Origin of the sequence: Hydrogenophaga sp., assembly GCF_030651625.1 — a bacterium.
Lineage (GTDB): Bacteria > Pseudomonadota > Gammaproteobacteria > Burkholderiales > Burkholderiaceae_C > Hydrogenophaga.
This window is the reverse complement of the sequence record NZ_JAUSCF010000022.1, coordinates 17,662-41,681: the sequence shown is the minus strand read 5'-3', so window position 1 is coordinate 41,681 and position 24,020 is coordinate 17,662. Positions and strand designations below refer to the sequence as shown.

The following is a 24,020-nucleotide window of genomic DNA, read 5'->3' as shown; positions in this document are numbered from 1 at the left end:
GTGATTGTAGCAGGGTGGCTAGACCGATCCAGGAAGCATTCTTGCCACCATGGTACCGACCCGATGGGCTTGTCCATCATCTCTGCTCGCCGGATCCCATGGCGCTGGGCCACGCATGCAATTGCAAAACCTCCAGCGGAACCAGAGCCAAAGCTGCTTCATGCGTACTCTGCAACACAACTGGCGGAGCGACACCAGCTTCCAGCGCGTCCAGCCAGCGAAGCACACACAGGCACCATCGATCGCCTGGTTTGAGGCCCGCAAACCGCCACTCCGGCCTGGGTGTGATCAGGTCGTTGCCGGATGCGAGCGAGAAAGCGAGGAACTCGCTTGTCACTCGGGCGCAGATCCAGTGCGATCCGCGATCCTCTGGCCCAACCTGGCAGCACCCGTCCCTCAGGTAGCCTGTCAAGGGGTCGTAGGAGCAAGCTTGCAGCTCGCCCCCCAGAACATTGAGCGCCATCAGATCCTCACGGCTTTTGCAGCAACGATCAGGCTGCTCGCCCGGCGCCAACCATCTTCATGGCAGACGTGATCAGTGCGGAAACTTCCGTCATGTTACTGGGAACGACCAGCGTGGTGGTGGCATCGGCTGCGACCTTGCCGTAGGCTTCCACGGCTTTTTCGGCCACTTTCAGCTGCACCGCTTCGGCACCACCGGGTGATTGAATCGCGGTGGCCACCCGCTCAATGGCCTGTGCAGTGGCGTCAGCCACGGTCATGATGGCGGCAGCCTCACCCTGCGCGTTGTTGATGGCGGCCTGCTTTTCACCTTCTGAACGTGCGATGAATGCCTCGCGTTCGCCGGTGGCGATGTTGATCTGCTCCTGGCGGCGACCCTCCGATGCGGCGATCAGGGCACGCTTCTCGCGTTCAGCGGTGATTTGTGCCTGCATGGCCAGCAGAATTTCCTTCGGCGGGGTCAGATCCTTGATCTCATAGCGCAGCACCTTCACACCCCAGTTCAGCGCGGCTTCGTCGATGGCGTGCACCACTTGGGCATTGATGATGTCGCGCTCTTCGAAGGTCTTGTCCAGCTCCAGCTTGCCGATGACAGATCGCAAAGATGTCTGGGCCAGTTGGGTCACTGCCATGATGTAGTTCGATGAACCATAGCTCGCGCGCATCGGGTCGGTTACCTGAAAGTACAAGATGCCGTCGACCTGCAACTGTGTGTTGTCACGCGTGATGCAAACCTGGCTGGGCACATCGAGCGGAATTTCCTTGAGGCTGTGCTTGTAGGCCACTTTGTCAATGAATGGCACCAGGAAGTTCAGCCCAGGGGGCAGCGAGGCGTGGTACTTGCCCAGGCGTTCAACCACCCACGAGTTCTGCTGCGGCACCACCTTGATGGAGCGGGTGATGAAGATGGCTGCAATGACAAAAAGAAGAATGGCGATTTCCATGGCGGGTTGCTTTGCAAAGGTTGGTGGAAGAGCGGTGCGCGGGTCGTGAATCAGACCTTGTCGACCATCAGGCGATTGCCGACGAGTTCGGCAACCCGGTAGGCGCCCGGAGCAGGAGCGTTGCCCGGGCGCTGTATGACGGTCCATTGTGCACCCCTGTATTGCACACTGGCTGTTCCATCACTGCGCCATTCGTCAATTTGCAGTATCTCGCCGATGTCCAGATTCACGCTTCGCATGGATCGAACAGAGGGATCGGCCGGTTTGCGGCGCTTGACCATATAGCAACCGAAAACCGCCGCCGAGCCGACGAGTGCAGCAATCACGAGTTGCATGGCCGACCCGGCTCCGGCATGCGCTGCGAGCGCTCCCGCCATGAGGCCAATGGCCAGCATCAACAGGTAAAAGGTTCCCGTAAACAGTTCGAGAGCCACAGCAGAACCCGCCAGGAGCCACCACAATGTTGAATCCGACATACTTCTTGATCCTCCAATTGAACTGAGTGTGTCACGCTGCCCCCCAGACCGGTAGGTGAGGGCATTGTGTGGCAAGCGCCACATTCTCGGGCAAAAGGCCCATCTCATCGCAGGCATGCCGCCTGATTTCCGTACACTTCGCGCCTGCCTGACTGCCAATTGGCCGCTGAGCTGGTCCCGTTTCTCATATTTGAGCTGGTCACGCAGCTGGAGATCAACATGAAATTCCGTTTTCCCATCGTCATCATCGATGAAGATTTCCGCTCCGAGAACACCTCTGGCCTGGGCATACGTGCACTGGCACAGGCCATCGAGGCAGAGGGCTTTGAGGTGGTCGGCGTCACGAGCTATGGCGACATGAGTCAGTTTGCCCAGCAACAGAGCCGGGCGAGCGCCTTCATTCTTTCAATCGACGACGAAGAATTCAGCCATGGCTCTGACGTGGACCCGGTGGTGCTGAATCTGCGCAATTTCATTGATGAAGTGCGCAGGAAGAATGCCGATGTGCCGATCTACATCTACGGCGAAACGAAGACCAGTCGCCACCTGCCCAATGACATCCTGCGCGAGCTGCACGGCTTCATTCACATGTTCGAGGACACGCCGGAGTTCGTGGCGCGCCACATCATCCGGGAAGCCAAGAGCTATCTGGAAGGCATTCAGCCACCGTTCTTCAAGGCACTGCTCGACTATGCTGAAGACGGGTCCTATTCCTGGCACTGCCCCGGGCATTCGGGCGGTGTGGCATTCCTCAAAAGCCCCGTGGGCCAGATGTTCCACCAGTTCTTTGGCGAGAACATGCTGCGTGCCGACGTGTGCAACGCGGTGGAAGAACTGGGCCAGCTGCTCGACCACAACGGGGCCATCGGCGCATCCGAGCGCAACGCCGCACGCATCTTCAACGCAGACCACTGCTATTTCGTGACCAATGGCACCAGCACCAGCAACAAGATCGTGTGGCACCACACGGTGGCGCCAGGCGACGTGGTGGTGGTGGACCGAAACTGTCACAAATCCGTGTTGCACAGCATCATCATGACCGGCGCCATACCGGTCTTCCTCAAACCCACACGCAACCATTTCGGCATCATCGGCCCCATTCCCCAGAGCGAGTTCGAAATCGAGGCGATTCAGGCCAAGATCCGCGCCAACCCTTTGCTGGCAGGCGTGGATGCCGCCACCGTGAAGCCGCGGGTGCTTACCCTGACGCAGTCCACCTACGACGGAGTGCTCTACAACACCGAGGCCATCAAACAGATGCTGGACGGCTACGTGGCCAACCTGCACTTTGACGAGGCGTGGCTGCCGCACGCGGCCTTCCACCCCTTCTACGGTAATTTTCATGCCATGGGCAAGAAGCGCGTACGTCCCAAGGAATCGGTGGTCTATGCCACGCAGTCCATCCACAAGCTGCTGGCCGGTATCAGCCAGGCCAGTCATGTGCTGGTGCAGGACTCACAGAATGTCAAGCTGGACCGGCATCTGTTCAACGAGGCCTATCTGATGCACACCAGCACCAGCCCGCAGTACGCGATCATCGCCAGCTGTGACGTGGCGGCCGCCATGATGGAGCCTCCGGGTGGGCGGGCGCTGGTCGAGGAAAGCATCTTCGAGGCGCTCGATTTCCGCCGCGCCATGCGCAAGATCGAAGCCGAGTTTGGCGGCGACGACTGGTGGTTCAAGGTCTGGGGACCCGAAGACCTCGCTGATGAAGGCATGGGCGAGGCAGGTGACTGGGTGCTCAAACAGAAGGATGTGTCCTTCAACGACAAGGACTGGCATGGCTTCGGTGACATGGCCCCTGGGTTCAACATGCTTGACCCCATCAAGGCAACCATTGTCACGCCGGGCCTCAACCTGGATGGCCGGTTCGAAACGACTGGCATACCGGCTTCCATCGTCACGAAATTCCTGGCCGAACACGGTGTGGTCGTCGAAAAGACCGGCCTCTACAGTTTTTTCATCATGTTCACCATCGGCATCACGAAGGGCCGCTGGAACACCTTGCTGACCGCGCTACAGCAGTTCAAAGACGACTATGCACGCAATCAACCCATGTGGCGGATCCTGCCAGAGTTCTGCCAGAAGCATCCGCGCTACGAACAGATGGGTTTGCGCGATCTCTGCCAGCACGTACACGCTCTGTACGCGCGGTACGACATTGCGCGATTGACCACCGAGATGTACCTGAGCGACCTCACGCCGGCCATGAAGCCGAGCGACGCCTTCGCTCACATTGCGCACCGCACCACCGAGCGGGTGCCGATCGATGAACTGGAAGGGCGCATCACCACCAGTCTGGTCACGCCGTATCCCCCTGGCATACCTTTGCTGATTCCAGGTGAGGTGTTCAACAAGAAGATCGTGGACTATCTCAAGTTTGCTCGCGAATTCAATGCGCAGTGCCCGGGCTTTGAGACCGACATCCACGGCCTGGTGGAGATGCCGGACGCCGACGGCAAGAAAGCCTACTTCGCAGATTGTGTGAGAGCGGGGTAACCTTCATCGCTCATCAATGCTGTTTCGAAAGGACTCCGATGTTTCCTGAATACCGCGATCTCATCTCTCGCCTCAAGGGGCACGACATCCACTTCACCCGCCTCTTCGACAAGCACAACGATCTGGATCAGCGCATCAAGAACATGGAGGCGCAGATCCAGCCGAACAGCCAAACCGAGATCGAGACACTCAAGAAGGAAAAGCTGCTGCTGAAGGACCAGCTCTACGTGATCCTGAAGAAAGCGCAAGAAAAAGGCGCCTGAGTTCGCTCAGGCGCCATTGCGGTTCCAGCGGACTGCGGCTACGCGGCCTGTTCGCTGTCCATGCTCATGCCACCGGTCTGGCTGAAACCGCCGTCCACATAGGTGATCTCGGCGGTCATGCCGGACGCGAGGTCCGACAGGAGAAAGGCTGCCACGTTGCCCACGTCCTCAATGGTCACGTTGCGGCGCAGTGGTGATGCATTGGCGACGATGCGCAGAAGCTTGCCAAAATCCTTGATACCGCTCGCAGCCAGTGTTTTGATCGGGCCTGCGCTGATGCCGTTGACGCGCATGCCGCGCGGGCCCAGCGCCTCGGCAAGGTAGCGCACCGAAGATTCCAGGCTGGCCTTGGCCAGGCCCATGGTGTTGTAGTTGGGAATTGTGCGAAGTGCGCCCAGGTAAGAAAGCGTCAGGAGCGAGGCCTTGTCGTTGAGCATGGGCAACGCGGCTTTGGCCATGGCCGGGAAGCTGTAGGCACTGATGTCGTGCGCAATCCGGAAGTTCTCGCGTGTCAGGCCTTCCAGGAAGTCGCCAGCGATGGCTTCGCGCGGTGCGAACCCGATGCTGTGAACGAATCCGTCAAACTTGGGCCAAACGGTGCCCAGGTCTTCGAAGAGTTTGGCAATTTGCGCATCGTCGCCCACATCGCAGTCATAAATCAATGTCGAATTGAAGTCGGCAGCAAATTCGGTGATGCGATCCTTGAACCGCTCACCCACGTAGCTGAATGCAAGTTCTGCACCCTGTGCATGGCAGGCCTTGGCAATGCCGTAGGCGATGGACCGGTTGGACAGAACGCCCGTGATCAGCAATTTCTTGCCGGCTAGAAAACCCATTGTTCAATCTCCAAAGAAAATTCCAGCAGAATTGTCGCATGTGCATTTCTGTTCGCCGCTACCTCTCCCTGGGCGCTGCCATGTTTTTCATGGTGCCCTTCATGCTCTTGCAGGGATCGCCTGCCTGGGCCGCACATGGTTACGCGCTCTGGGGAGACCTCAAATACCCCGATGGATTCACTCATTTTGACTACGTGAATCCCCAGGCACCCAAGGGCGGCGAGTTGAGGCTGGTGAGCAACCTGCGAACCAGTACCTTCGACAAATACAACCCGTTCACCTTGCGCGGCAACGGGCCTGCGTACCTCTCGAACCTGATGTTCGACTCCTTGCTGGCAGGCTCCCTGGATGAGTCTGGTGCGGGTTACGGTTTGCTGGCTGAAGACGTGCGGGCGGCACCCGACGGGCTTTCGGTCGTGTTCCGGCTGCGAGACAACGCGCGCTTCCACAATGGCGACCCGGTGCTGGCTGCCGATGTGAAACACAGCTTCGACGTGCTGATGGGCCCGTTCACCTCGCCCGCTTACAAGACCATTCTGGCCGACGTCGAAGGGCTGGACGTGATTGACGAGCGCACGGTGCGCTACAGGTTCAGGGTGCCGAACCGGGAGCTGCCACTGACCGTGGGCGGCCTGCCCGTGTTCAGCCGCGCCTGGGGCGACGAAGTGGATCCACAGACTGGGCAGCGCAAGACCTTTGACAAGGTGGTCACCGACATTCCCATCGGTAGTGGTCCCTACAAGATAGGCCCGGTCAACTTTGGCAGAGACATCACCTACGTGCGCGACCCCGCTTACTGGGCGCGTGATTTGCCTGTGCGTCGGGGGACCGCCAATTTTGACCGCATCACCGTCAAGATCTACAAGGACAACACGGCGCGACTGGAAGCTCTCAAGGCCGGTGAGTTCGATCTGATGCGTTTCTTCTCAGCCGGTGACTGGGCGCGCCGTGTCACGGGCCGCAAGTTCGATACCGGCGAACTGGTGAAAGGCGAATTCACCCACAGCATGCCCACCGGCTTTCAGAGCTATGTGCTCAACACCCGCCGCAAGCCGCTGGACGACATCCGTGTGCGAGAGGCCCTGGGTCTGGCTTTCGACTACGAGTGGATGAACCGGCAGATGTTCTACAACGCGTACCAGCGAGTGCAGGGCCTGTTCGGGAACACGGATTGTTCGGCCACCGGATTGCCTGGTGCCGAAGAAATGGCATTGCTGGAGCCGTTGCGTTCGCAATTGCCTGCGGCCGTGTTTGGCCCGGCTTACCTGCCACCGCGCACCGACGGCGACGACTCGTTGCGCCAGAATCTGCGCCGCGCCCAGGCGCTGTTGCGTGAGGCCGGATGGAGCGTGCAGAGCGGTGAGCTCAGGAACGCAGCGGGGCAACCCCTTGTGCTCGAGTACCTGGACAGCAACGAGGTGGGTGCCCGTGTGGTCGCGCCCTGGATACGCAACCTGGAAAAGCTCGGAATCACGTTGCGGTTTCGGCCGGTGGATTTCGCGCTGTACCAGCAGCGTCTGCGGACTTTCGATTTCGACGTGCTGACACTCGCCTTTGGGGGTACCCACAATCCCGGTTCTGAATACGCCGACATGTTTGGCTCAGAGGCCGCCAAGACGCCCGACTCGGGCAACTTCACCGGCATCGCCAATCCGGCTGTGGACGCTCTGATCACCCGCATGATCACAGCCGAGACGCGGCCAGAATTTCTGAGTGCCTGCCGCGCGCTGGATCGGGCCATCAGCCACAGCCATGTGCTGATACCGCAGTGGTCAGCCACCACGCACCGCATGGCCTACAACGCCTGGCGCCTGGAAAGACCGGCCGAGATGCCACCCTACGCGCCGGGTGAGGTGTGGGCCATTGATACGTGGTGGGCAAGGCAATGAGAACCCCCGCGCCGGGCTTCGCGCGTGCCCTGCAGGCCGCACCATCGTCAGAGCCGATGGTTCTTCGTCCCGTCCAGGCCTGCGCAGGCAGGCCCGGAGCCGCGGTCCTCAGCCCCCTCAAGGGGACAACACCAGCGGCCCGGCAAAGCCGGTTCCATGGAGTTTCAGGACTCGAGCCCGCGCGCAGGCACTATCGTTCTTTTCTGAATCAAGGGGCAAGCTGACCATGTGGGTCTACATTCTCAAGCGGTTGCTGCTCATGATCCCCACCTTGCTTGGGGTGCTGATCATCACCTTCGCTGTTGTTCAGTTCGTGCCCGGCGGTCCCGTGGAACAGTATCTGGCTGAGGCCCGAAGTGCCGAGGGAGGGGCAGCCGAAGGGGGCTCGGTGTACCGCGGGGCACAGGGCGTGGATTCGGAGCGCATTGAGCAGATCAAGGCACTATACGGCTTTGACAAACCGGCACATGAGCGATTCTTCGAGATGCTGGGTCGCTTTGCGCGCTTTGATCTGGGCACCAGCTTTTTCCAGAACAAGGCCGTGTCCGAGCTCATTGTTGAGAAGATGCCGGTGTCCATCAGCCTGGGGCTCTGGACATTTCTCATCAGCTACGGTGTTGCGGTGCCACTGGGTATTGCCAAGGCGGTCAGGGCCGGTTCCCGGTTTGACCTGGTCACCACCCTGATGGTGCTGGTGGGTTATGCCATTCCGGGTTTCGTGCTGGGCCTGGCTTTGCTGGTGGTTTTTGGTGGCCAGTTGCAGTGGTTTCCGCTGCGCGGGCTCACCTCATCCAACTGGGAAGAACTCAGTTGGGGCGCGCGCATCGTGGACTACCTGTGGCACATCACCCTGCCCGTGACCGCCATGGTCCTTGGCAGCTTTGCCGTCACGGCCATGCTCACGAAGAACGCCTTCCTTGAAGAAATACGCAAGCAATACGTGATGACCGCCCGCGCCAAGGGCCTGGGGGAGCGGCAGGTGCTGTGGAAGCATGTGTTCCGCAACGCGCTCATACCTATCGTCACGGGTTTTCCGGCTGCCTTCATTGGCGCTTTCTTCACTGGCGCGCTTTTGATCGAGACATTGTTTTCGCTGGATGGCCTGGGTCTGCTGAGTTATGAAAGCGTGATCCGGCGGGACTACCCGGTGGTGATGGGCACGCTGTTCCTCTTCACGCTGATCGGTCTGGTGACCAAGCTGATTTCTGACCTTTGTTACGTGTGGGTCGATCCCCGCGTCAAGTTCGACTGATGGCCAGCGCATCGATCAGCCCAAGCCAGCGGGCCTGGCAACGTTTCAAGCGCAACCGCCTGGGCTACTGGAGCCTGGTGATTTTCTGTGTGCTGGTGGTGGCAAGCCTGTTCGCAGAAGTGCTGTCGAACGACCGACCCCTTGTGGTGCGCTACGAAGGGCAGACCTACTTCCCCATCTTTCAGGACCACGCTGAAACCGTTTTCGGCGGCGATTTCGACACCGCCACCGACTACCTTGATCCGTTCATTCAGGAGCAGCTCTCCAAGGGCGACAACTGGGCGCTGTTCGCGCCCAACCCCTATGGCGCCAACACCATCAACTACTTCGCCGAATCGCCCAACCCGGCGGGCCCCACCATGGCCAACTGGCTGGGCACCGACGACCGGGGGCGGGACCTGCTGGCTCAGTTGATCTATGGCTTTCGCGTGAGCGTGCTGTTTGCGCTGGCGCTCACCGCCATCGGCATTGTGCTTGGCATCGTCACCGGTGCGGTGCAGGGCTTCTTCGGCGGCAAGATCGATCTGGCCTTCCAGCGCTTCATCGAGATCTGGGGCTCCATGCCCGAGTTGTACCTGCTCATCATCTTCTCAGCGGTGTTTGCGCCCAGCATCAGCCTGCTGCTGATCCTTTTGAGTCTGTTCGGGTGGATGGGGCTGTCGGACTATGTGCGCGCAGAATTCCTGCGCAACCGCCAGCTGGATTACGTGCGGTCGGCCCGGGCGATGGGGCTTTCCAATTGGCAAATCATCTGGCGCCATGTGCTGCCCAACAGTCTTACGCCGGTGGTGACTTTTCTGCCGTTCCGCATGAGCGCGGCCATTCTGGCCCTCACATCACTGGACTTTCTTGGGTTGGGCGTGCCGCCTGGCACACCTTCACTGGGAGAGCTGTTGAGTCAGGGCAAGAACAACATTGACGCGTGGTGGATTTCCATGTCCACCTTCGCCGTGCTCGTGATCACCCTGCTGTTGCTGACCTTCATGGGCGATGCACTGCGAGATGCACTGGATCCCAGAAAGGCGGACAAATGAGCGCCATGACGCTTCCCTCTGCGGCCCAGCCTTGGGACGGCCCGGCGGCAGGGCGCGCTTCTCCGCTGCTGGAAGTCAAAAACCTGCGGGTTTCCTTCGGTGGCCAGCCGGTTGTGCACAGCATGGATTTCGTCATTCAGGCGGGCGAAAAACTCGCGCTGGTGGGTGAGTCGGGATCTGGCAAGACAGTGTCTGCGCTGTCCTTGTTGCGCCTGGTTCAGAACGCCGAGGTGTCCGGCTCCGCGATGTTGCAGGGCCGCGATCTGTTGCAGATGAGCGAACATCAGTTGCGTGGTGTTCGCGGCGACGAGGTGGCGGTCATTTTTCAGGAGCCGATGAGCGCGCTCAATCCGCTCTACACGGTGGGCGATCAGATCGCCGAAGTGCTGCAACTCAAAAAGGGCATGACGCCTCGCCAGGCGCTGGCGGCCACGGTGGAGTTGCTGGCCTCCACGGGCATACCTGAACCTGCGCGCCGGGCCGATGCCTTTCCCCACCAACTCAGCGGAGGCCAGCGCCAGCGCGCCATGATCGCCATGGCACTGGCCAGCCAGCCCAAGCTGTTGCTGGCCGATGAGCCGACGACTGCGCTCGATGTCAGCCTGCGCGGCCAGATTCTGGATCTGCTTACCGACCTGCAGCGGCAACACGGCATGGCCGTCTTGCTCATCACACACGACCTCAATCTGGTACGCCGGTTTGCCGACCGCGTGGCGGTGATGGAGCGCGGGTACCTGGTGGAGCAGGGCGGTGTGGAAGCAGTGTTCTCGACGCCCACGCATCCATACACCCAGATGCTGCTGGCCAGCAAGCCCGAGCGCAACGTGGTTGAGGTGGCTGGCGATGACGTACCGTCGGAGGCGGTGCTGGAGGCCAAGGCCCTGCGGGTGAGCTACCCCGTGCCTTTGCCCGGCTTGCGTGGCTGGTTCAAAAAGGGCGAGTTTGTCGCCGTGCAGGCAGCAGACTTGCGGATCGGGACCGGTCAGACACTGGGCGTCATCGGGGAGTCCGGCTCGGGTAAATCCACCCTCGCCCTGGCGGTGCTCGGCTTGCTGCCCTATCAGGGTGAGCTGGATTTGCGAGGGACAGACTGGGTGGACGCTCGCAAGATGGGCCGAAGCCGCGCGCTGCGACAACGAGTTCAGGTGGTGTTTCAGGATCCGTTTTCTTCGCTTTCTCCGCGCATGACCATCGAGCAGATCGTGGGTGAAGGCCTTCTGGTGCACCAGCCAGGGCTGTCCGTGGCGGATCGCCGAGAACGGGTGGTGACCGCTCTGGCCGATGTGGGGCTGGTGGACGACCCGCAGCGAGGCGGCGACTGGTTGCAGCGCTACCCCCACGAGTTTTCAGGTGGGCAGAGGCAGCGGCTCGCCATTGCCAGGGCGCTCATCATCGACCCGGAATTGCTGGTGCTGGACGAGCCAACGAGTGCTCTGGATGTGACTGTTCAGAAACAGGTGCTGGCCTTGTTGCAACGCTTGCAACAGGAGAGAGGCTTGAGTTACCTGTTGATTACCCACGATGTGGACGTGATTCAGGCCATGGCACATGACGTGTTGGTCATGAAGGACGGTGCGGTCGTTGAGTACGGCCCAATCCAGCAAGTGCTTCAGTCACCGGAACACCCCTATACAAAGGCGCTGGTTCAAGCCGCAGCCTGACGCTTTCGCTCTGCAGCGCTTCGCAGCATTGACATCGATCAATGGCTGATGAGCGCACCCAGGCAGAATATCTTTCAACTGCGGCGCATTCGTTGGGCAGAAAAGCACCTGTTGCGCTCAGAATGCCTGCATGAACGACGCCATATCCCAAGCTTCCCACCCGGCACCTTCACACTCTGTCGACCTGAAATCACCGTTGCGGTGGATCATTCTGGGATGGCGTGATCTTCGCCGCAACCCCGTGCCCGGTCTGGCACATGGCTTGCTGCTGGCCGTGTTTGGCTGGATGCTGCTGTGGGCTGCGAGCGACCGGTTCTGGTTGCTGGCTGGCGCATTTTCTGGCTTCCTGATCGTGGCGCCCATTCTGGCAACGGGTCTCTACAGCATCAGCAAAGCCGGCCAGGAAGGGCGGCGAGCCGGGCTCGGAAACGTGATTGCGCTCTGGCGATCCGGCGATGGCCGTCTGGTGCGATTTGGTTTGTTGCTGGGCTTGGCGGGCACCGGCTGGGTGCTGACCTCGGCCGGGCTGATCACCTTGTGGTCGCCTGTCCCGATCGAAAAGCCGGTGGATTTCCTGCGTCATGTGGTTCTGGTGCGTGAACTGGGTCTGTTTGAGGTCTGGGTATTGCTGGGTGCATTGCTTGCAGCGCCTGTGTATGCGTCCAGTGTCATCGCGCTGCCCATGCTGGTGGATACCTCGGTGCCGGTGAGCATGGCCGTGGCGCAAAGCTGGCGCACAGTGGCCAGCTATCCGGGGCCCCTGGTGTTGTGGGCCGTGGTGATCGGGGTATTGATGGTCGCCGGCATGTTGTCCGCATTGCTGGGGCTGGTCGTGCTGGTTCCCCTTGTCGGGCACGCCAGTTGGCATGCCTACTGTGACCTGGTCGGTCGAGACGTGCACGGATCCTCCAACGGCGCGCCCGGCCCTGTGGATGGGTCCAACCCGTGAACAACACCCTGTTTGGCTATACAGAAGCGCAAATCGCCCAGTTCGGGCTGACGTTCGGGGTCGGCGCCTTCATTCTCTACATGCTCTTCATTGTCCTGAATCTGGCTCTGGAATCAAAGGCGGGCAAGTTCGGAACATTTATCCTTTTCCTTGTTCTTTCTTTCGGGATGATGGGATTCATGGCCAAGAACCTCATCCAGTGGATGCTCGGAATCTGAATGCGATGGGAGCCTGCCCGGCAGAAGGCGCATCGGCTGCAACGCGCGACAAACCGGTCCCTGCGGTGCCACCGCTTTCGCCCAGGCCCCCTGGGTTTGTCGATCTCACCACACGATCCTCGGTTTTAGCGCGTTTCGCTTCGATGCCTTCTGCTGAGAAGGCTCCTGGGCAAATGATTGGCGCGATCTTGCAAACAACACGTTGAAAGCGTTACAATCCTGCCTTCACGACCAAATGGGCGGGTTACTACCGGCCCATTTTTTTTGGCCGAACGCTTTTCTCAACCCACAAACCCTCAGGGCGCGCATCACCTCCAATGGCCTGGCAAGACACCGTAGAGCAAACCGTCACAGGACTGGGTTTTGACCTGGTGGATCTCGAACGATCTGCTGGTGGGTTGCTGCGGGTCACCATCGACTGGCCTTGGGCGCCTGCAGCGACTGGCCAGGATGTGCTGGAAGAAAAGTTTGTGACTGTAGAAGATTGCGAAAAGATCACACGCCAGCTTCAGTACCTGCTGGAGGTGGAGAACGTGGATTACCGACGCCTTGAAGTGGGGTCGCCCGGCATTGATCGACCCCTCAAGAAGGAAATGGATTACGTCCGGTTTGAGGGTCAGGTGGTGGACATCACCCTGAAAGAGCCGATCGGTGTGACCGGCTCTGATATTTCGGCAAACCGGAAAAAGTTTCGAGGTACGTTGGAGCGCGCTGCCGATGCAGAGCGGTGGCAGATTGTCTGGAGCGATGCGCCAGAGCCCAAGCCAGGCCAGCGCGTCAGCAAAAAGCGCCAGCCTGCACCCATGCAGGCGATGGCCTTTGCTTTGAATGAAGTGCAGCAGGCTCGGCTTGCGCCCATAGTGAATTTCAAGGGGCGTAGAGCCCCTGCTGTAGAGATGAGAGACGACGGCGATGCCGCGTCAGATGAATGAAAAAAACCATTGTGACCCTGGGCACGATATTCGGAAAGGCGGGCGAGTGAAATGAATCGCGAAATGTTGATGCTGATCGATGCGATCTCACGCGAGAAGAACGTTGAGCGCGATCTGGTGCTGGGTGCGGTCGAGCTTGCGCTGGCCTCCGCTACCAAGAAGCTGTACAAGGGTGACGTGGACATTCGTGTCGCCATGGATCCCGACAATGGCTCCTACGAAACATTCCGCCGTTGGCTGGTCGTACCCGATGAAGCTGGCCTGCAGAATCCCGACGCCGAAGAGCTGCTGACCGACGCCCGGGATGAGATTCCTGATATCGAAGAGGGCGACTACATCGAGAAGCCGGTGGAGAGTGTGCCGATTGGCCGTATTGGAGCCATGGCCGCCAAACAGGTGATCCTGCAGAAAATCCGCGACGCCGAGCGTGAGATGCTTCTCAACGACTTCATGTCTCGCGGCGACAAGGTGTTTGTCGGTACCGTCAAGCGCATGGACAAAGGCGACCTGATCATTGAGAGCGGACGTGTCGAAGGTCGCCTCAAGCGGAGCGAAATGATCCCTAAGGAAAATTTCCGAACCGGTGACCGTGTTCGCGCCATGATCATGGAGGTGGACCTGACATTGCGCGGAGCGCCGATTCTGTTGTCCCGTTCTGCACCTGAATTCATGATCGAGCTGTTTCGTCAGGAAGTGCCTGAAATCGAACAGGGCCTGCTGGAAATCAAAACCTGTGCCCGTGATGCTGGTTCGCGCGCCAAGATCGCCGTGCAGTCGCATGACAAGCGCATCGATCCCATTGGCACCTGTGTGGGTGTTCGGGGCTCGCGCGTCAACGGTGTCACCAATGAACTGGCCGGTGAGCGGGTTGACATCGTGCTCTGGTCGGACGATCCGGCCCAGTTCGTGATCGGTGCCCTTGCGCCTGCCAACGTGGTCTCCATCGTCGTGGACGAAGAGCGCCACGCCATGGATGTGGTTGTCGACGAGGAAAACCTTGCGATTGCCATTGGTCGAGGTGGTCAAAATGTGCGGCTGGCGTCCGAACTGACGGGCTGGCGCATCAACATCATGACCGCTGACGAATCGGCTCAGAAACAGGCCGAGGAGGCCGATGGCATTCGCACGGTGTTCATGGCCAAGCTCGACGTGGACCAGGAAATTGCCGACATCCTCATTGAAGAAGGCTTTACAAGCCTGGAAGAGGTGGCCTATGTGCCGATCCAGGAAATGCTGGAGATCGAATCCTTCGACGAAGACACGGTCAACGAATTGCGCGCTCGCGCAAAGGACGCTTTGCTGACGATGGAAATTGCACGCGAAGAAAGTGTGGAAGAAGTCTCGCAGGACCTGCGCGACCTCGAGGGCATGAACAACGAACTGATTGGCAAGCTGGCTGATGCCGGCGTGCACACAAGGGATGAACTGGCCGATCTGGCCACCGACGAATTGACCGATATCACCGGACAGTCGCCCGAAGAGGCCACCGCCCTGATCATGCTGGCCCGCGCTCACTGGTTCGCCGGTGAACAAGCGTCATCTTCCAACTGACCAGCGGAGGCCCCAGCGGAGAAAAGAACCTATGACCAGTACCACCGTCGCCGAATTGGCTGCCGAACTGAACAAGCCCACATCCCTTTTGCTGGAGCAACTCTCCGCATCAGGGGTGCCCAAAACATCCGGGTCTGATCCCGTCAACGAATCTGACAAGCAAAAGCTGCTGGGTCACCTCAAGGCCAGTCACGGCACAGCCAGTGGCGAGCGCAAGAAGATCACATTGGTCAAGAAGTCGACGACCGAGATCAAGCAGGCGGATGCCACCGGGCGTGCACGCACCATTCAGGTAGAAGTGCGCAAGAAGCGCACCTTCATCAAGCGTGAAGACGAGGTGGTGGTCCCAGAGGAGCAAGCCGAAGCCGAGGCAGAAGTCGTGGCGCGGGCGCCAGTGGTCGACACAGAGGAGTTGGCACGCAGAGAAGAAGACGCCCGCCGACAAGCTGAGCTATTGCGCCGCCAGGAAGAAGAACTGGCGCAAAAACGCAGAGACCGTGAGGCTGAAGAAGCCCGCGAGGCCGCCAAAGCCGAGCAGGCCGAGCAGGCCCGGGAAGCTGCTGAAGCGGCGAGCAAAGCCAGGTCGAAAGCCAAGACCGAGAAAGCCGTTGCCGAGCCACTGGGCGTGTCGCCTGACGACGCCGAAGTGGCTGCGCGCGCCGAGCAGAAGGAGGCTGAGGCAAAAGCATCCGAAGCTCGTGTCACAGCAGCCAAGACATTGGCCACCAAGAACGCAGAGGCCAAGAAGGTCGAAGACGCGCGCGCCCAGGATCTCGTGGACCGCCGCCGCAAGGCTGAAGCCGAGGCAGCCAATATCCGGGCCATGATGGCTGCGCCTGCCAAGACGCTTGTCGCAAAAAAGCCCGAACCCGATCCCAAGGCAGCCACCCCCCCCATCAAGGGAACACTGCACAAGCCGGCCGGTACACCGGGCAAGCCAGCCACGGGTGCGCCCGCAGCAGGTGCGTCTGTCGCGGCAGGCAAGAAGGAAGTCAAATCCGAAAACCTGTCTTCGACATGGAAAGACGACGCGGCCAAGAAGAAGGAAATCAAGACCCGCGGTGACACCAGCGCCGGACGATCGAACTGGCGGGGTGGTCCACGTGGTGGCCGTCGCGATTCGCGCGATTCGCGCGACAGCGGCCAGAGCAGCTTCGTGGCACCGACCGAGCTCAAGGTGATCGAGGTTCATGTGCCGGAAACGATCACGGTGGCCGAACTGGCTCACAAGATGAGCCTCAAATCATCCGAGGTCATCAAACAACTGATGAAACTGGGCCAGATGGTCACCATCAACCAGCCACTGGATCAGGACACCGCCATGATCGTGGTGGAGGAGTTGGGGCACAAGGCGGTCGTGGCTGCTCTGGACGATCCAGAAGCATTCACCGACGATGACACCACACAGCTGGAAGCGGAACTCCTGCCCCGCGCGCCTGTGGTCACAGTGATGGGCCACGTCGATCACGGCAAGACCTCCCTGCTGGATTACATCCGCCGCGCCAAAGTGGCAGCGGGCGAAGCAGGCGGTATCACCCAGCACATTGGCGCCTACCATGTGGAAACGCCGCGGGGCATGGTGTCGTTCCTTGACACCCCGGGTCACGAGGCATTCACTGCCATGCGTGCCCGAGGTGCCCAGGCGACCGACATCGTGATTCTGGTGTGTGCCGCAGACGATGGTGTCATGCCCCAGACCAAAGAAGCCATCAAGCACGCAAAAGCGGCAGGGGTGCCTCTGGTGGTGGCCATCACCAAAATCGACAAGCCCGGCATCAACATCGAAAAGGTTCGTTCCGAGCTGGTGGCAGAGGAAGTGGTCCCAGAAGAGTTTGGCGGCGATGTGCCTTTCGTTGGCGTTTCCGCCAAGACCGGCGAGGGCGTTGACGCCTTGCTTGAACAGGTGTTGCTGCAAGCCGAAGTGCTCGAACTCAAGGCGCCTGTTGATTCGATGGCCAAGGGCCTGGTGATCGAGGCCAGACTCGACAAGGGTCGCGGATCGGTGGCGACCGTACTGGTGCAGAGTGGCACACTCAAGACCGGCGACGTGGTCTTGGTCGGTCAGACCTCAGGCCGTGTACGGGCCATGCTTGACGAAAACGGCAAGCCGATCAAATCGGCGGGTCCGTCGATTCCGGTGGAAATTCAGGGCCTGGCGGAAGTACCCCAGGCAGGCGATGATTTCATGGTCATGCTCGATGAGCGGCGCGCCCGTGAAATCGCAACTTACCGTGCCGGCAAATTCCGCAACACCAAGCTGGCCAGGCAGCAGGCAGCCAAGCTGGAGAACATGTTCACTGACATGACCGCCGGCGAAGTCAAGGTTCTGCCGATCATCGTCAAGGCTGACGTGCAGGGTTCGCAGGAAGCCCTGGCCTCCTCGCTGCTCAAGCTCTCGACCGACGAAGTCAAGGTGCAGCTCGTGTTTGCAGGGGTCGGCGGGATCAGCGAATCAGATGTCAATCTGGCCATTGCCTCCAAGGCGGTGATCATCGGTTTCAACGTCCGTGCTGAAGTGGGTGCCCGCAAGCTGGCCGAAGGCAACGATGTCGATCTTCGCTACTACAACATCATCTACGATGCTGTCGATGAGCTCAAGGCGGCCATGTCGGGCATGCTGGCGCCGGAGAAGCGCGAAGAGATCATTGGCTCTGCGGAGATTCGTACCGTGTTTGTGGCTTCCAAAATCGGGACCGTCGCGGGCTGTATGGTCACTTCGGGTCAGGTCACCCGCAATGCCCACTTCCGCCTGCTGCGCGAAAACGTTGTCATCTACACTGGCGAGATCGACACACTCAAGCGCCTCAAGGACGATGTGCGCGAAGTCAAGGAAGGCTTCGAGTGCGGTATCAAGCTCAAGAACTACAACGACATCAAGGAAGGTGATCAGCTGGAGTTCTTCGAGGTCAAGGAAGTTGCCAGGACCTTGTGAGATGTTTCAGCGTCGGGTACTTTCCGGTGAAAGTGGAAAGTGCTCGATGCAATGCACCGTGACATGCCAAAAAAATCCAGTACTCCCAACCGCAGCTTCAAAGTGGCCGACCAGATCCAGCGTGATCTGACGGAGTTGATCGCACGCGAGCTGAAGGACCCCCGGGTGGGCATGGTCACGATCAATGCGATTGAGGTCACGCCCGACTATGCGCATGCCAAAGTGTTCTTCAGCCTGCTCACAGGCAACCCGGACGAAACCTTGCAAGGGTTGAACGCTGCCGCAGGGTTCCTTCGATCTGGTTTGTTCAAGCGACTGCATATTCACACGGTACCTACGCTGCATTTCGTTTTCGACCGCACCACGGAGCGCGCGGCTGACATGAATGCCTTGATTTCCAAGGCTGTTGCCTCACGTTCCAAGAACGAAGAATGAGCATGGACGCGCCACGCACCAGGGTGCAACGGCGCCCTGTGCATGGGGTGTTGTTGTTGGACAAACCGCTGGGACTTTCCAGCAACCAGGCTTTGCAGAAAGCCAAGTGGTTGCTGCGCGCCGAAAAAGCGGGTCACACCGGAACATTGGATCCATTGGCTTCTGGCGTGCTTCCGCTTTGCTTCGGGGCTGCCACCAAGTTCAGCCAATTGCATCTGGACGCCGACAAGACCTACCAAACCACGGTTCGCCTGGGCGTGAAGACCAGCACCGGCGACGCCGAAGGTGATGTGATCGAACTCAGGCACGTGACTTGCACGCCAGGGGAGGTGGTGGAAGTGCTGGATCGTTTTACCGGCCCCATCGGGCAGGTGCCGCCCATGCACAGTGCACTGAAAAAGGACGGTAAGGCCCTATATGAATATGCCCGCCAGGGTGAGGTGGTGGATCGACCCGTCAGGCAGGTGTTCATCCACGAGCTTGAATTGATCAGCATGCAACTCGACGGTGAATCGCCGCATCTGTCGCTCCGGGTGCGATGCAGCAAAGGCACCTACATCCGCACACTGGGCGAAGACATTGGCGAAGCGCTGGGTTGCGGGGGGCATCTGAGCATGCTGCGCAGGATTGCGACAGGTCCCTTCAATGAATCCCAATGCGTGACGCTGGACACACTGGCGTCCATGACGGAAGCCGAACGCACATGCACGCTGTTACCGGTGCGGAACTTGCTGGAAGGACACACCCCGGTCACTCTGGACGCCGAGAATGCCGGACGATTCCTCAGCGGTGTGCGCCGACGTGGAAGCTGGCCCGACAGCGACCGCATAGCGGTTTTTGGCCCTCAACCTCAAGGCGAACAGCCTTGTGCATCCGATGTGCTTCTGGGCAGTGCCCATGTGCAGGCGGGCGAACTTATCCCGGGGCGGCTGCTGAGCCCCATTGAAATACAGCAAATTCTGGAAACCGCATCATGAGCAAACAAATCCGCAACATCGCCATCATCGCCCACGTTGACCATGGAAAAACCACCATGGTTGATCAGTTGCTCCGACAGTCCGGCACATTTGCCGACCACGAAAAAGTGGTCGACACCGTGATGGACAACAACGCCATCGAGCGTGAGCGCGGCATCACCATCCTGGCCAAGAACTGTGCCGTGAGCTGGGAAGGAACCCACATCAACATCGTCGACACCCCCGGCCACGCGGACTTCGGTGGCGAGGTGGAGCGCGCGCTTTCCATGGTGGACGGCGTTGTGCTGCTGATCGACGCGCAGGAAGGCCCCATGCCTCAGACCCGATTCGTGACCAAGAAGGCCCTGGCACTGGGCCTCAAACCCATCGTGGTGGTGAACAAGGTCGACAAGCCGGGTGCTCGCCCTGATGCGGTCATCAACGCCGCCTTCGACCTGTTTGACAAACTCGGCGCCAACGACGAACAGCTCGACTTCCCCGTGGTGTACGCCTCCGGCATCAACGGCTGGACCTCTCTGGTGGAGGGTGAACCTGGCGAACAGTGGGGCCCCGACATGTCGGCGCTGTTCAACACGGTGCTCAAGCATGTGCCCGCGCAGAGCGGCGACCCGGCCGCGCCGCTGCAGTTGCAGATTTCTGCCCTTGATTTTTCCACCTTTGTGGGCCGTATTGGTGTGGGCCGCATCAGCCAGGGCACCATCAAGCCCGCCATGGATGTGCTGGTGATGGAAGGACCCGACGGCAAGGCCATCAAGGGCCGCGTCAACAACGTGCTGACCTTCCACGGCCTGGACCGTGTGCAGGTGACCGAAGCCGGCCCTGGCGACATCGTCTTGATCAACGGTATTGCCGATATCGGCATTGGCGTGACGGTGACGGATCCCCTCAACCCGGCACCGCTACCGATGCTCAAGGTGGACGAACCCACCCTGACCATGAATTTCTGTGTCAACACCAGCCCGCTGGCTGGCCGCGAAGGCAAGTTCGTGACCAGCCGCCAACTCTGGGACCGCCTGCAAAAAGAGCTGCAGCACAACGTGGCGCTGCGCGTCAACGAAACTGGTGAAGAAGGTGTGTTTGAAGTCATGGGGCGCGGTGAACTGCACCTGACGATCCTGCTTGAGAACATGCGCCGTGAAGGCTACGAAATGGCCGTTTCGAAGCCGCGGGTGGTGTTCAAGGAAATCGACGGTGTGAAGTGCGAGCCTATTGAACTGGTGACAGCCGACATCGAAGAAACCCATCAAGGTGGTGTGATGCAGGCATTGGGCGAGCGCAAGGGCGAGCTCGTGAACATGGAGCCGGATGGTCGTGGTCGTGTGCGTCTGGAGTACCGCATTCCCGCACGAGGCCTGATCGGCTTCACCAACGAATTCCTGAACCTGACCCGCGGCTCTGGCCTGATCTCCAATATTTTTGACAGCTACGAGCCGCACAAGGGCGACATCGGAAGCCGCAAGAACGGCGTGCTGATCTCCATGGACGACGGTGAAATCTTCACCTACGCACTGGGCAAGCTGGACGACCGCGGCCGCATGTTCGTGCGAGCGAACGACCCCGTGTACGAAGGCATGATCGTCGGCATTCACAGCCGCGACAACGACCTGGTCGTCAACGCCACGCGCACCAAGCAGCTGACCAACTTCCGCGTCAGTGGCAAGGAAGATGCGATCAAGATCACACCTCCGATTGACCTGACGCTGGAATACGGTGTCGAGTTCATCGAAGATGATGAACTGGTCGAAATCACGCCCAAGAGCGTGCGCCTGCGCAAGCGCTACTTGAAGGAGCATGAGCGCAAGCGCGCCAGCCGAGACGTGTGACTCCCTGTGTGCCCCGCGCGTGTTGCGGGGCACGGTTCACAGAGAGGCTCACTCCTGCTGCTCGTGCGCACTCAGGTGTGCCGCCCGTCTGTCAGACATCCAGCCATGCCATTTCGAGCACTCAGCCGCCTGACCCATTCCCAGGCGGTTTTTCTCATGCTTGCAGTCACACTCATGTGGTCGATCGCTGGCGTGGTGTCGCGTCAGCTGGAGTCGGCGGCCCGGTTTGAGATCACGTTCTGGCGCAGCGCATTCACTGCGCTCTCGCTGTTTGTGATGTTGCCTGTCTGGCGGCATTTCGACCGGCAAATGGGCTTGCTGATTGAAGAAGAATCCGAAACCGGATGGCTTCAGCGGCATTGGGGGGTGCATGCAAAATCCAAAGCGCTCTGGATTTCAGGTGCCTGCTGGAGTGTGATGTTCACAGCCTTCATGCTGGCGCTGACATTCACCAGCGTGGCCAATGTCTTGGTCATCATGTCGGTGGGGCCCTTGTTCACGGCATTGGTTGCACGCGTGTTCATCGGTCAGCGCCTTGCCTTGCGTACCTGGCTGGCCATCGTGGTGGCGGGCCTTGGCATCCTCCACATGTACGGGAGCCAGTTCCTTGAAGCCATCAGCGAACCCGGCATAGGAACGTCCAGTCTGGTCATCGGGTCCCTGATTGCGCTTTGTGTTCCCATGGCTGCCGCGGTGAACTGGACGGTGGTTCAGCGAGGGCAAACCCATGGGGAGAAGATTGATCTCGTGCCATCGGTATTGCTTGGTGCAGTCATCTCAACGCTGGTCACGCTTCCTCTGGCCTTGCCATTTGCCGCGACCGGTATGGACATCGCCTGGCTGGCTTTGCTGGGCCTGGTTCAATTGGCCATTCCGTGTGCCCTGTGCGTGGTGTGTGCACGGGTGCTCAAGGCACCCGAGGTGTCGCTGCTGGCGCTGCTGGAAGTGATTTTCGGTATTCTTCTTGCCTGGTTGTGGGCACACGAAGCGCCGGGAAGCGAAGTGCTGCTGGGAGGCAGTGTGGTGATTGCGGCACTGGTCGTGAACGAATTGCTGGGATGGCGATCCCGCACCGGGTCGCCGCGCATCCAGACCGTCAACAAACATCCACAATGACAGGGTGTACCGGAAAAATAGGCCATGACCATATCTTCTGCTGAATCGAACGTTGTTGTGGAAGTCCAGGGTCGCGTAGGGTGCATCACCCTCAATCGACCCAAGGCGCTCAATGCCTTGTCTTTGGACATGATTCGAGCCATCACCCATGCACTGGTGTCGTGGCGTGAAGACGACCATGTGCTGGCCATCGCCGTGCGCGGCGCAGGCAAGGAAGGTCCTTTTGGAGCCTTCTGCGCGGGTGGAGACATTCGTTTTTTCCACCAGGCCGCTTTGACCGGCAATCCAGAACTCGAAGACTTTTTCACAGAGGAGTATTCGCTCAATCACCTGATACACACCTTTCCAAAGCCCTACATCGCCTTCATGGATGGCATCGTCATGGGCGGCGGCATGGGCATCAGTCAAGGTGCCAGCCAGCGCATCGTGACCGAGCGCAGCAAACTCGCAATGCCCGAGACACTGATCGGGCTGTTTCCGGATGTGGGGGGCGGCTACTTCCTGAGCCGGTGCGCTGGCCGTTTGGGCGAGTACCTTGCACTCACCGGCCACGCTCTTGGTGGACGAGAGGCCATGGCGGCGGGTCTGGCCGATGGATATATAGACTCAGGTCGGTTGCCCGGTTTGTGGGCTTCGCTGGCACGAACCCCTTTTGAGAATGGCGCCTCCGTCGAGCGCTGGTGTGCCAGTCATCTCAGCACCACGGCGCCAGCGCCTTCCTGGCCAATGAAAGAAGTGGACCGGGTGTTCGGGCTGGACACAGTTGCAGACATGATCACTGCCCTGACAAAGACCGATAGCGACTGGGGACGCAGCACATTGGCCGCATTGCGCCTGCGCTCGCCGTTGATGCTGGCTGTCACACTGGAACAGGTGCGTCGCGCGCGGGGCATGGGTCTGGCCGACGATCTTCGAATGGAACGCGGCCTGGTGAGACGGTGCTTTCACCTGCGCCCGGGCGCTGGCAGTGAAACGGCAGAAGGCATCCGGGCACTGGCCATCGACAAGGATCACAAGCCGCGTTGGCATCCCGCCGCCATCGAAGAGGTGTCAGCCGAGCAGGTGTCTGCTTTCTTCCTGCAGCCATGGCCCGCACACGCCCATCCACTCAAGGCGCTGGGCTGACTGACCGTCACCGATGGCGTGATTTCATTACGCGCTCCACTTCGCGCTTGCCCTCGCGATCCTTGATGGTGTCGCGTTTGTCGTGTTCCGCTTTGCCTTTGCCCAATGCGATCTCGCATTTGACCTTGCCACTCTTCCAGTGCAGGTTCAGTGGCACGAGTGTGTAGCCTTTTTGCTCGACCTTGCCTACCAGTCTGCGGATCTGCTCTTTGTGAAGCAGCAGCTTCTTGGTGCGCACACTGTCTGGACTCACATGCGTGGACGCGGTGTTGAGCGGGTTGATCTGGCATCCGATGAGAAACAGCTCGCCTGAGCGAACCACCACGTAGCCGTCGGTCAATTGCACCTTTCCTTCTCTCAGTGCCTTGACCTCCCAGCCCTCCAGCACCATACCGGCCTCAAAGCGTTCTTCAATGGCATAGTTGAAGATGGCCTTGCGGTTTTCGGCGATGCGGCTGTCGACACCTTTGGTGGTGGATTTGTTCGAGGATGAGGCCATGTGGAAGCAGGTGGGGCCACGCAAGGGGATATGCAAGACCAATACAATGAAGGAGTGCAGACGGACTCTGGAAGAAGCACATACTTTGCGGCTTCTGTGTCGGTCGGCACGGTCGCAAGACATACCGGCCCAGCCAACACATGTGCT

The 24,020-nt window shown here is 59.8% G+C and carries 21 protein-coding genes; 16 read left to right on the top strand and 5 right to left on the bottom strand.

Annotated elements, in window-relative coordinates:
* Positions 1-76: 76 nt before the first annotated feature.
* From Q7V46_RS08125 to Q7V46_RS08115, 3 genes are read right to left on the bottom strand one after another with little or no spacing between them, the layout of a single operon-like run.
* Positions 77-463, bottom strand: coding sequence for a DUF2237 family protein (locus tag Q7V46_RS08125; protein WP_304913391.1), 387 nt, complete (start codon positions 461-463; stop codon positions 77-79).
* Positions 464-491: 28 nt separating this feature from the next.
* A complete protein-coding gene (locus tag Q7V46_RS08120) occupies positions 492-1,406 on the bottom strand; it encodes an SPFH domain-containing protein (protein WP_304913028.1) in 915 nt (304 codons plus the stop codon).
* Between the two features lie 50 nt (positions 1,407-1,456).
* The gene (locus Q7V46_RS08115) at positions 1,457-1,882 is read right to left on the bottom strand and encodes an NfeD family protein (RefSeq protein ID WP_304913027.1); all 426 of its coding nucleotides are present in this window, start codon (positions 1,880-1,882) and stop codon (positions 1,457-1,459) included.
* 219 nt (positions 1,883-2,101) lie between these two features.
* Between Q7V46_RS08115 and Q7V46_RS08110 the strand changes: the two genes are divergently transcribed.
* Together Q7V46_RS08110 and Q7V46_RS08105 are read left to right on the top strand one after the other, a co-directional pair.
* Positions 2,102-4,381, top strand: coding sequence for an arginine/lysine/ornithine decarboxylase (locus Q7V46_RS08110; RefSeq protein ID WP_304913026.1), 2,280 nt, complete (start codon positions 2,102-2,104; stop codon positions 4,379-4,381).
* Between the two features lie 38 nt (positions 4,382-4,419).
* On the top strand, positions 4,420-4,644 hold the full coding sequence (locus Q7V46_RS08105) for a YdcH family protein (protein WP_304913025.1): 225 nt from the start codon (positions 4,420-4,422) through the stop codon (positions 4,642-4,644).
* A gap of 38 nt (positions 4,645-4,682) precedes the next feature.
* Here the strand turns inward: Q7V46_RS08105 and fabI are convergent, their stop codons facing one another.
* On the bottom strand, positions 4,683-5,480 hold the full coding sequence (gene fabI, locus Q7V46_RS08100) for an enoyl-ACP reductase FabI (protein WP_304913024.1): 798 nt from the start codon (positions 5,478-5,480) through the stop codon (positions 4,683-4,685).
* A gap of 80 nt (positions 5,481-5,560) precedes the next feature.
* Here fabI and Q7V46_RS08095 point away from each other — a divergent pair, with 80 nt between their 5' ends.
* From Q7V46_RS08095 to Q7V46_RS08030, 14 genes are all read left to right on the top strand, one after another.
* On the top strand, positions 5,561-7,369 hold the full coding sequence (locus Q7V46_RS08095) for an extracellular solute-binding protein (RefSeq protein ID WP_304913390.1): 1,809 nt from the start codon (positions 5,561-5,563) through the stop codon (positions 7,367-7,369).
* A gap of 226 nt (positions 7,370-7,595) precedes the next feature.
* Positions 7,596-8,621, top strand: a complete 1,026-nt coding sequence (locus Q7V46_RS08090; protein ID WP_304913023.1) for a microcin C ABC transporter permease YejB — start codon at positions 7,596-7,598, stop codon at positions 8,619-8,621.
* Positions 8,621-9,655 carry an ABC transporter permease gene (locus Q7V46_RS08085; protein WP_304913022.1) on the top strand — a complete coding sequence of 345 codons (1,035 nt, stop codon included), beginning with the start codon at positions 8,621-8,623 and terminating at the stop codon, positions 9,653-9,655. Before Q7V46_RS08090 ends, Q7V46_RS08085 begins: the two co-directional genes overlap by 1 nt.
* Before the next feature lie 5 nt (positions 9,656-9,660).
* Positions 9,661-11,316 (top strand): ABC transporter ATP-binding protein, encoded by a 1,656-nt coding sequence (locus tag Q7V46_RS08080; protein ID WP_304913021.1) that lies wholly within the window; start codon positions 9,661-9,663, stop codon positions 11,314-11,316.
* A gap of 130 nt (positions 11,317-11,446) precedes the next feature.
* On the top strand, positions 11,447-12,265 hold the full coding sequence (locus Q7V46_RS08075; RefSeq protein ID WP_304913020.1) for a DUF2189 domain-containing protein: 819 nt from the start codon (positions 11,447-11,449) through the stop codon (positions 12,263-12,265).
* Between the two features lie 8 nt (positions 12,266-12,273).
* Positions 12,274-12,483, top strand: a complete 210-nt coding sequence (locus Q7V46_RS08070) for a DUF2788 domain-containing protein (RefSeq protein ID WP_304913389.1) — start codon at positions 12,274-12,276, stop codon at positions 12,481-12,483.
* 317 nt (positions 12,484-12,800) lie between these two features.
* On the top strand, positions 12,801-13,415 hold the full coding sequence (gene rimP, locus Q7V46_RS08065; protein ID WP_304913019.1) for a ribosome maturation factor RimP: 615 nt from the start codon (positions 12,801-12,803) through the stop codon (positions 13,413-13,415).
* 51 nt (positions 13,416-13,466) lie between these two features.
* Positions 13,467-14,966, top strand: coding sequence for a transcription termination factor NusA (nusA, locus tag Q7V46_RS08060; RefSeq protein WP_304913018.1), 1,500 nt, complete (start codon positions 13,467-13,469; stop codon positions 14,964-14,966).
* Positions 14,967-14,997: 31 nt separating this feature from the next.
* Positions 14,998-17,898: a translation initiation factor IF-2 gene (infB, locus tag Q7V46_RS08055; RefSeq protein ID WP_304913017.1), complete on the top strand. Its 2,901-nt coding sequence runs from the start codon at positions 14,998-15,000 to the stop codon at positions 17,896-17,898.
* A 63-nt stretch (positions 17,899-17,961) separates the two neighbouring features.
* On the top strand, positions 17,962-18,333 hold the full coding sequence (rbfA, locus tag Q7V46_RS08050; protein ID WP_304913016.1) for a 30S ribosome-binding factor RbfA: 372 nt from the start codon (positions 17,962-17,964) through the stop codon (positions 18,331-18,333).
* A 2-nt stretch (positions 18,334-18,335) separates the two neighbouring features.
* The gene (truB, locus tag Q7V46_RS08045) at positions 18,336-19,310 is read left to right on the top strand and encodes a tRNA pseudouridine(55) synthase TruB (RefSeq protein ID WP_304913015.1); all 975 of its coding nucleotides are present in this window, start codon (positions 18,336-18,338) and stop codon (positions 19,308-19,310) included.
* Positions 19,307-21,133: a translational GTPase TypA gene (gene typA, locus Q7V46_RS08040; RefSeq protein ID WP_304913014.1), complete on the top strand. Its 1,827-nt coding sequence runs from the start codon at positions 19,307-19,309 to the stop codon at positions 21,131-21,133. Before truB ends, typA begins: the two co-directional genes overlap by 4 nt.
* A 105-nt stretch (positions 21,134-21,238) precedes the next feature.
* A complete protein-coding gene (locus Q7V46_RS08035; protein ID WP_304913013.1) occupies positions 21,239-22,249 on the top strand; it encodes a DMT family transporter in 1,011 nt (336 codons plus the stop codon).
* Between the two features lie 24 nt (positions 22,250-22,273).
* Entirely contained in the window at positions 22,274-23,374 is a 1,101-nt protein-coding gene (locus Q7V46_RS08030) for an enoyl-CoA hydratase/isomerase family protein (RefSeq protein WP_304913012.1), read from the top strand.
* Between the two features lie 7 nt (positions 23,375-23,381).
* Here Q7V46_RS08030 and smpB read toward each other — a convergent pair whose 3' ends face one another.
* Positions 23,382-23,873 (bottom strand): SsrA-binding protein SmpB, encoded by a 492-nt coding sequence (gene smpB / locus Q7V46_RS08025; RefSeq protein ID WP_304913011.1) that lies wholly within the window; start codon positions 23,871-23,873, stop codon positions 23,382-23,384.
* Between the last annotated feature and the right edge of the window lie 147 nt (positions 23,874-24,020).

Excerpts from the sequence above, each read along its gene's own strand:
- Q7V46_RS08075 (WP_304913020.1), top strand. The coding sequence starts at position 11,447 with ATGAACGACGCCATATCCCAAGCTTCCCACCCGGCACCTTCACACTCT.
- Q7V46_RS08125 (WP_304913391.1), bottom strand. The coding sequence starts at position 463 with ATGGCGCTCAATGTTCTGGGGGGCGAGCTGCAAGCTTGCTCCTACGAC.
- nusA (WP_304913018.1), top strand. The coding sequence starts at position 13,467 with ATGAATCGCGAAATGTTGATGCTGATCGATGCGATCTCACGCGAGAAG.
- Q7V46_RS08090 (WP_304913023.1), top strand. The coding sequence starts at position 7,596 with ATGTGGGTCTACATTCTCAAGCGGTTGCTGCTCATGATCCCCACCTTG.
- Q7V46_RS08105 (WP_304913025.1), top strand. The coding sequence starts at position 4,420 with ATGTTTCCTGAATACCGCGATCTCATCTCTCGCCTCAAGGGGCACGAC.
- smpB (WP_304913011.1), bottom strand. The coding sequence starts at position 23,873 with ATGGCCTCATCCTCGAACAAATCCACCACCAAAGGTGTCGACAGCCGC.
- rimP (WP_304913019.1), top strand. The coding sequence starts at position 12,801 with ATGGCCTGGCAAGACACCGTAGAGCAAACCGTCACAGGACTGGGTTTT.
- Q7V46_RS08035 (WP_304913013.1), top strand. The coding sequence starts at position 21,239 with ATGCCATTTCGAGCACTCAGCCGCCTGACCCATTCCCAGGCGGTTTTT.
- Q7V46_RS08120 (WP_304913028.1), bottom strand. The coding sequence starts at position 1,406 with ATGGAAATCGCCATTCTTCTTTTTGTCATTGCAGCCATCTTCATCACC.
- infB (WP_304913017.1), top strand. The coding sequence starts at position 14,998 with ATGACCAGTACCACCGTCGCCGAATTGGCTGCCGAACTGAACAAGCCC.
- fabI (WP_304913024.1), bottom strand. The coding sequence starts at position 5,480 with ATGGGTTTTCTAGCCGGCAAGAAATTGCTGATCACGGGCGTTCTGTCC.
- truB (WP_304913015.1), top strand. The coding sequence starts at position 18,336 with ATGGACGCGCCACGCACCAGGGTGCAACGGCGCCCTGTGCATGGGGTG.
- Q7V46_RS08110 (WP_304913026.1), top strand. The coding sequence starts at position 2,102 with ATGAAATTCCGTTTTCCCATCGTCATCATCGATGAAGATTTCCGCTCC.
- rbfA (WP_304913016.1), top strand. The coding sequence starts at position 17,962 with ATGCCAAAAAAATCCAGTACTCCCAACCGCAGCTTCAAAGTGGCCGAC.
- Q7V46_RS08085 (WP_304913022.1), top strand. The coding sequence starts at position 8,621 with ATGGCCAGCGCATCGATCAGCCCAAGCCAGCGGGCCTGGCAACGTTTC.
- Q7V46_RS08095 (WP_304913390.1), top strand. The coding sequence starts at position 5,561 with ATGTTTTTCATGGTGCCCTTCATGCTCTTGCAGGGATCGCCTGCCTGG.
- typA (WP_304913014.1), top strand. The coding sequence starts at position 19,307 with ATGAGCAAACAAATCCGCAACATCGCCATCATCGCCCACGTTGACCAT.
- Q7V46_RS08030 (WP_304913012.1), top strand. The coding sequence starts at position 22,274 with ATGACCATATCTTCTGCTGAATCGAACGTTGTTGTGGAAGTCCAGGGT.
- Q7V46_RS08115 (WP_304913027.1), bottom strand. The coding sequence starts at position 1,882 with ATGTCGGATTCAACATTGTGGTGGCTCCTGGCGGGTTCTGCTGTGGCT.
- Q7V46_RS08080 (WP_304913021.1), top strand. The coding sequence starts at position 9,661 with ATGACGCTTCCCTCTGCGGCCCAGCCTTGGGACGGCCCGGCGGCAGGG.